The sequence below is a fragment of the Pseudarthrobacter xylosi genome (assembly GCF_055412765.1).
In genome coordinates, this window is sequence record NZ_JBVAYT010000005.1 from 349623 (window position 1) to 356334 (window position 6712).

Annotated in this window: 7 protein-coding genes and 1 pseudogene; 6 read left to right on the top strand and 2 right to left on the bottom strand. The window is 66.2% G+C overall.

The features are described 5' to 3' along the window. Positions 1-192: 192 nt before the first annotated feature. Genes ACZY1F_RS13705 through ACZY1F_RS13720 form a run of 4 tightly spaced genes read left to right on the top strand, consistent with a single transcriptional unit; the run spans position 193 to position 4192 of the window. Positions 193-1254 (top strand): zinc-dependent alcohol dehydrogenase, encoded by a 1062-nt coding sequence (locus ACZY1F_RS13705; RefSeq protein WP_463942223.1) that lies wholly within the window; start codon positions 193-195, stop codon positions 1252-1254. A 3-nt stretch (positions 1255-1257) separates the two neighbouring features. After that, positions 1258-1653, top strand: a complete 396-nt coding sequence (locus ACZY1F_RS13710; RefSeq protein WP_463917702.1) for a 6-pyruvoyl trahydropterin synthase family protein — start codon at positions 1258-1260, stop codon at positions 1651-1653. 4 nt (positions 1654-1657) lie between these two features. After that, a complete protein-coding gene (locus ACZY1F_RS13715; RefSeq protein ID WP_463942224.1) occupies positions 1658-2899 on the top strand; it encodes a glycosyltransferase in 1242 nt (413 codons plus the stop codon). Positions 2900-2902: 3 nt separating this feature from the next. Continuing rightward, on the top strand, positions 2903-4192 hold the full coding sequence (locus ACZY1F_RS13720) for a DNA glycosylase AlkZ-like family protein (RefSeq protein ID WP_463942226.1): 1290 nt from the start codon (positions 2903-2905) through the stop codon (positions 4190-4192). On the opposite strand, the gene tadA is transcribed toward ACZY1F_RS13720, so the two are convergent. Next, positions 4189-4692 (bottom strand): tRNA adenosine(34) deaminase TadA, encoded by a 504-nt coding sequence (gene tadA, locus ACZY1F_RS13725; protein ID WP_463942228.1) that lies wholly within the window; start codon positions 4690-4692, stop codon positions 4189-4191. The genes ACZY1F_RS13720 and tadA overlap by 4 nt on opposite strands. Positions 4693-4828: 136 nt before the next feature. Here tadA and ACZY1F_RS13730 point away from each other — a divergent pair, with 136 nt between their 5' ends. Next, entirely contained in the window at positions 4829-5521 is a 693-nt protein-coding gene (locus ACZY1F_RS13730) for a phosphatase PAP2 family protein (protein WP_463942272.1), read from the top strand. A gap of 42 nt (positions 5522-5563) precedes the next feature. Further along, positions 5564-6199 (top strand): uracil phosphoribosyltransferase, encoded by a 636-nt coding sequence (gene upp / locus ACZY1F_RS13735; protein WP_056342624.1) that lies wholly within the window; start codon positions 5564-5566, stop codon positions 6197-6199. 40 nt (positions 6200-6239) lie between these two features. Here upp and ACZY1F_RS13740 read toward each other — a convergent pair. Further along, a pseudogene (locus ACZY1F_RS13740) lies at positions 6240-6712 on the bottom strand (integrase); the annotation flags it as partial.

Sequence of the window (6712 nt, forward strand, 5' to 3'; positions counted from 1 at the left end):
GGACATGGCTGGGACAGGCCTAGGCTGCGGCGGGCTAAGCAGGGGCAGAACAGGGCTTCTCCCTCCACCGGGCTCTCAGCCCATGAACAGCGCGAACGGACCGTTACGGCCCCGGTTTCCAAGGGCTGCAAGTGATGGACTCGCGCCGGTGGGTGTTGCGGAGAGCCCCCGCGGACTAGATTCATAAGCAAGATGACTAACTCAGGCAAAGAGGCACAAGCAACCGCGTACTGGACTACGGGCCCGAAGCACGGCGAGCTCCGGAACGAGGCTTTGCATGCCCCGGGGCCCGGCGAAGCTTTGGTCCGCACGCTGTATTCAGGCATCAGTAAGGGCACAGAAATTGTGGTTCACACCGGCTCCGTCCCGCCCCGCGTGGCTGAGGAGATGCGTGCGCCGCACCAAGAGGGCACCTTCCCGGCGCCGGTGAAGTTCGGGTACCTTTCGGTGGGCATTGTGGAGGAGGGGCCCGAAAACTGGGCGGGCCAGAAGGTCTTCTGCCTCAATCCACATCAGGACCGCTACGTCATTTCCACGGACGCCCTCACTAGGATTCCGGACGGCGTCCCGGCCCGGCGCGCCGTCCTTACCGGCACCGTGGAAACCGCCGTCAACGCCCTTTGGGAAGCCGGACCGAGGCTGGGGGACCGGGTCACCGTGGTCGGCGCCGGTCTCGTGGGTGGCATGGTGGCCACACTGCTGCGGACTTTCCCGCTGGCCCGGCTCCAGCTAGTGGACCTTGACCCGGAGCGCAAGCACTTGGCGGACAAGCTTGGCGTGGACTTCGCCCTCCCGGATGATGCCACACCGGACTGCGACATCGTGTTCCACTGCTCCGCCTCCCAGGAAGGCCTCGCACGCAGCCTGCAGCTGGCCGGCGATGAAGGGGAGATCATCGAGATGTCCTGGTACGCCAACCGCGAGGTCACGCTGCCGCTCGGTGAGGACTTTCACGCACGCCGGCTCTCCATCCGGGCCAGCCAGGTGGGCGTGGTTGCCCGGGCACGGCGGCACCGCCGGACCACAGCCGAGCGCCTGGAATTGGCTGTCGAGCTCCTCAAGGACCCTGTCTTCGATGCGTTCCTCACCGGCGCCTCGCCGTTCGCAGAGCTTCCGGCAGTGGTGCAGAACCTGGCCGACGGCACGCTCGAAGCCCTGTGCCATGTGATCGAATACCCCAACGCGGACAGCCCGGGACACTACAACCCCAGGCAGGACAGCCCCGCACGCACCGACCCCAAAGACAGGAAGTAGCCAGTGTTCAGCCTGACCATCCGACGCCACTTTATGATCGCCCACAGCCTCCCGCGGGAGGTCTTTGGCCCGGCCCAGGCCCTCCACGGGGCGACGTTCGTGGCGGAGGTGACGTTCCGCCGTCGTGCGCTGAACCAGGACTCGATCGTCCTGGACATCGGGGCTGCGGGCGGCATTATTGAAGGTGTGCTGTCCGGCCTCAACTACAAAAACCTGGACGAGCACCCGGACTTCGCAGGCAAGCTCAGCACCACCGAGGCGCTGGCCGAGTACGTCGCTCACGCCGTCGCGGCCAAGCTCAAGGATGAAGACGACGGCCGCGAGCTCGCGGGAATCGACGTCACCCTGCGCGAAAACCCGGACGCCTGGGCCACCTACGCCTACGACCTGTCCGCCTGATCCCATGCTGGTGAGATTCCTGGTCCCGGCCAACATCCGCCACAACTCCGGCGGCAACGTCTACAACGCGCGGCTCACCCAAGGCCTGAGGACGTTGGGCGTGTCAGTGGAGACGCTGGCGGTAGAGGGTTCCTGGCCTGAGGCCAGCGCCAGGGAACGACGGCGGCTGGGCGGCCTGCTTGGCGCCTGGGACGCAGGGGCGGACTCACCACAGGCGGCCACCACCCCGGAAACCGTCACCCTTGTGGATGGCCTGATTGCGTGCGGGGCCCCTGACGAGCTGGAGTACGCCGCGGCCGCCGGACAACACACGTGGATTTTGCAGCATATGCCGTCGTCCAGCCACCCCGACGGCGAAGGGCGGGCATTGTGGGCGGCCGCCGGAGTGATCTGCACCAGTTCGTCCGCCGCCGCCTCGGCAGCAGAAAAGCACGGGCTCCCCACCAGCCGGGTTGCCTTGCCCGGGACGGACACTGCACCGGTGGCGCCGGGTTCGGCCCCGCCCCACATCATTGCGGTGGCCGCGTTGCTGCCTAACAAGGACCAGCTGCTGACCGTGGCAGCGCTGGCCAGGCTCGGGGACCTCGCCTGGACAGCGTCCCTGGTGGGAACGGACGACGCCGATCCCGCCTATGCGGCAAAGGTCCGGTCAGCCATCGCCTCCTCTGGAATGGAGGACAGGGTGCGTGTTACCGGCCAGCTCGCCGGGACCGCCCTGGCGGACGAGTGGAACCAGACAGACCTGAGCCTGCTGGTATCACGGGCCGAAGCCTTTGGGCTTGTGGTGACGGAATCGCTGGCCCGCGGCATCCCTGTCATTGTGCGGGAGGGAACCGGTGCCGTGGACGCGTTGGGCCTCGCCGGGAGACTCGCCCCGGGACAGCCCGGAAGACAGTCCGGAAAACAGGACGGCGGCCGTGGTGGCGAGCGAGATGGCCATATATATGCGGTACCAGGAGCCGCCGTCGGACTCGCCGGACCCGGAGACGACGCACCTGAAGGCGACGGACCTCGAGACAGCGGACGCGAAGACCATCGTGCGGACGTGCTCGCTTCCGTGATCCGGCGGTGGCTGGTGGACGATTCCCTCCGCGCCGGCTGGCGTGCGGCTGCCCTGGCGGCACGGGAACAGCTGCCCGGCTGGGACTCCACCGCCCGTAACGTCTTGGAAATCCTCGGTGGGTCTGCTGGAGAAACCGCCGGCGAGGGGAAGCCTATCGCCGCGGGCACCGCCGGTGGACAATAAGCCATGACCACGCTCCCGAGCTCCGCCACAGTGTTGATCCCACAAGCAGTGTTCCCACAAACACTGAGCACGGACACCCCGGGCCCAGATGCCCCGGATCCGCAGGTACTCACTCCAGAGCTCCTCAGGGCATGGGCCTGGCATAAGCAGGGTCTCGACGGCACACTGCGGGGCGCGGATGCCGCCGACGTGTTCAGCACGGCCGGCTGGGCACGTTCCGTCGGCGGAGCCAACCCGTACCTCTCGCTCTTTGCCCGCGCCGGCACCAGCCGCGCCCAGGCAGATGCCGACGTCCTGTCCCTGAAAATCCATGAACTGCCCACCGCCCGTGGCTGCACCTATGTCCTGGGACAGGATGATTTTGCGTGGGGCCTCCAGATCGGCCGGGACGCCGCCGTGGCGCCGTTCCGTGTACTGGCAAGAATGGGCGTCGAGCGCGGCGAGATCACTCTGCTGGAGGAGGAGATCCTCCACGCCCTGGCCGAGGCCGGCAGCCCGCTGGACCCCAAGCAGCTCAAGGATCTCCTGGGCGATTCGGTCCGGAACCTCGGCGAAGAGGGCAAAAAGAAGGGCGCCGCCACCACGTTGCCCACGGCGTTGGGCCTCCTCCAGGCGGACGGCCGGATCCGGCGCGTCCCCGCCAACGGCCGGCTGGATCAGCAGCGCTACGCTTACACGCTGTGGGGGCTGCCGCGCACCGCCATGGACGACGACGACGCCCGCGGCCTCCTGCTGCAGCGCTATCTTGGCTGGACTGGCGGTGCCACGCTCAAGCAGTCGCAATGGTTCACTGCGTTCACCCTGGCCCACACCAAGGCGGCGTTGGCCGCCACCGGGGCGGTGGCGGTTCCCACCGCCAACGGCGTGGTGCTGTGGATGATGCCCGACGACGTCGGGCGGCTTGAGTCGTTCGAGGCGCCGGCGGAGGAACAGATTCAGCTGCTGGCCGGAACGGATTCGTTGGTCCTGCTCCGCAGGAACTCGGGGGACCTGTTTGCCGAGCAGGACAAGGGAAAGCAGGTGCTGGGGTCCACGTTGGCGTTGCAGGCTGACCTGCCGGACCATCCCATTTTCGACCGCGGCCGGATCATCGGGCTGTGGCAATACGATCCCGGGAATTCGAGGATTGCCCATTGGCTCTTTAACGGGGCCACGCCCGCAATCTCCCGTCGCATCGCCGAGGTGGAGGCCTGGATCCGGGACGAACTGGGCGACTTCCGCTCCTTCAGCTTGGACTCGCCGGCCTCGCGCCAGGACAGAATCGACGCCCTGGATGCCGCCGGTACTACTTAGGCTCGGCGGTGCGCTGCGAAAAAGTCCCTGAGGACCGCTCCGCACTCCTCTTCCCTGACGCCGCCGTACACCTCAACCCAGTGGTTGAGCCGGCGCTCGCGGAGGACATCGAACACGGAACCCGCCGCTCCGGCTTTCTCATCCCAGGCGCCGAAGACCACCCGGGGAATCCTGGCCAGCACCACCGCGCCGGCGCACATGGCGCACGGTTCCAGAGTCACCACAAGTGTGCAATCCGCCAGCCGCCAGCCGTCCCCGGTGCCGCCGTCGAGCCTGGACAAGGAACGCAACCGGTCCGCCGCTTGGCGGATGGCCACCACCTCGGCGTGCGCAGTGGGGTCTCCGAGCTCTTCGCGCTGGTTCCGTCCGGAACCGAGCACGGCGCCGTCTGGCCCTATCACGACGGCGCCGATGGGCACGTCCTCGGTGGCCAGCGCGCGCCGGGCCTCATCCAGGGCAAGACCCATCCATTCGCTGTGTTTCTTTTCGCCGGGGGACATGGCTCAATGATAGTTTCGAGGGATATCCATCCTTGACACCCGCTGACGCCAGGAGGAGTTCGAGTTCGTGGACGTCGATACATTCAGGGGCCGTGTAGGCCAATGGTTTAAGCCGTATGCCGCTCTGTGGATCACCATGCTGGTGGGTGGTGTGTTGGTGGTCATCATGGCGCTGCTGGGCGCTGAGGTCTACGACAACGTGGTGGATGACGCCGGACTGACTTCCTTGGACCTGCCTGCACTGGAGTTGGCCGAGAGCCTGCGGAATCCCGGGCTTGATGCGGCTGTAACAGCGTTCACCAATATCGGTGGGGGCATCGGCATGCCCATCCTGGCCAGCCTCCTGACAGCCTGGCTGACCTTCCTGAGCAGGACATGGCGGCCGATCATCCTGGTGGGAAGTGCCGCGGCCGTCTCCACGGCGGCTACAACGGTGGGCAAGCGTTTGGTTGGCCGCACCCGCCCGGACCACGCTGATGCGGTCCCGCCGTACGAGACGTCGCCGTCCTTCCCCAGCGGCCACACGCTGAACACCACAGTCGTGATTGGTGTGCTGGTCTACATCATGTGCCTGCAGTTCGACATTACCTGGGCGCGCATCACCGCGATCGCTGCCGGGGTGGTCTTCATCATTGCCATGGGCCTGAGCCGCGTTTTCCTGGGCCACCACTGGCTGACGGACGTTATGGCCGGCTGGTTCCTCGGGCTGGCGTGGGTGGGGATAGTGATCCTGGCGCATCGGCTGTTCCATGTCCTCCGGAAACGCGAGCACGCCGGTCCGGCACCAACGTTCGAGCACCCCGCCATCCGGGACGAACAGGCGAGCTGATTCCCGGCCGGAGGCTGCCCGCCTGGGTGATAGTTTTGACCCATGCGCACTCTCGTTGTGGACCACCCGCTGGTCGCCCATAAGCTCACCGTCCTGCGGGACAAGAACACTCCGTCGCCCGTCTTCCGGCAGCTGACGGAAGAGCTGGTGACCCTCCTGGCCTACGAAGCCACCCGCGAAGTCCGCACCCAGCCGGTCACTATCGAGACTCCGGTCAGCACTACTGTGGGCACCGCGTTCACCAAGCCCACGCCGCTGGTGGTTCCAATTCTGCGCGCCGGGCTCGGCATGCTTGAGGGCATGACCAAGCTTGTCCCCACCGCTGAGGTGGGCTTCCTGGGCATGGCCCGCGATGAGGAAACACTGGACATCATCACTTATGCGGAGCGGCTCCCGGAAGACCTGACGGACCGGCAGATCTTTGTGCTGGATCCCATGCTTGCCACCGGCGGAACCCTGCGCGAGGCCATCAAGTTCCTGTTCAAGCGCGGCGCCTCCGACGTCACGTGCATTTGCCTCCTGGCCGCACCGGAAGGCCTGGCCAAGCTCGAAGAGGAACTTGCCGAGGCCAACGTGACAATCGTGCTGGCGTCCATTGACGAACGGCTCGACGAGAAGTCCTACATTGTTCCGGGGCTCGGCGATGCCGGCGACCGCCTGTACGGCATCGCCGGCTAGTACTGGGCTGCTCCAGAATTTAGGTCCCTGTTGCCTCATGTCAATAGGTCCGGGAATGGTGAGTCGTTGCCTCATGTGAAAAGGTCCGGTTCAGGGACGGGTTGAACCAGGTGTTGACCTTGTAGTCCCGTGGTGCGGCTTTGGCTTGTGCCAGGGTCTCGAGCTGGCCGGTGAGCGCCAGGATCTGCCGGGACAGGGCAGCGGGTTTGAGGCGCTTGAACTGGGCGTTCATGGCGATCACGGGGCGTTTGCGGATCTCGGGGTGGCTGGCAGCGCGCTGGTGCGGAGTGAGCGCGGCGTCGTGTTTCTTGACCACCTTCGCGCCGTGTCGTTCCTTCGAGACCAGTTTCTGCTGAGGCAGCAGGTAGTTCGTGAAGACCGCGTCCAATTCCCAGATGGCGTTGAGTTTCTCCAGCTCCGCGGCGGTGTCGTACCGGTAGTAGCCCACGAGCTCGCGGACCCGGGCCCAGTTCTTTTGCTCCACGTGGGCGCCGTCGTTCTTGTTCCCGGGCC